Annotated in this window: 1 protein-coding gene; it reads right to left on the bottom strand. The window is 48.0% G+C overall.

Features of this window, described 5'->3' with window-relative positions; all coding sequences use genetic code 11:
• The coding region (locus E5355_RS19290; protein WP_210434554.1) for an NAD-dependent epimerase/dehydratase family protein at positions 1-300 on the bottom strand (300 nt) is incomplete at both ends.

Genomic DNA, 300 nt, shown 5'->3' with positions numbered 1-300 from the left:
CATTCTCCTCCTTCTCGAAGGAGGAGTATCCGAGGGGGGAGGTGGTAGGCAAAATGAAACGTTCCTTTATATAATCTTCCGCAGCAATCTTGCTCTCCCCGTAAGGCCCTATCGGAGCAGGCACCACATCTTCAGTCAGCATATCACCCTCCACGCTGTCTGCAGCGGCTTTCACAGAACTGAAGAATATGAATTTCTTTGCGGACGATTCCAGAAAGAAATCAAATATCTTTTGGGTCAGTCCGGTATTGATATCAAAATATACCTGCGCGGCAGACCGGTTCTTCGTATCATGGGCTT

The organism is Bacteroides muris (ex Afrizal et al. 2022) (assembly GCF_004793475.1).
GTDB lineage: Bacteria > Bacteroidota > Bacteroidia > Bacteroidales > Bacteroidaceae > Bacteroides > Bacteroides muris.
This window is presented reverse-complemented; position numbering and strand designations above follow the sequence as displayed.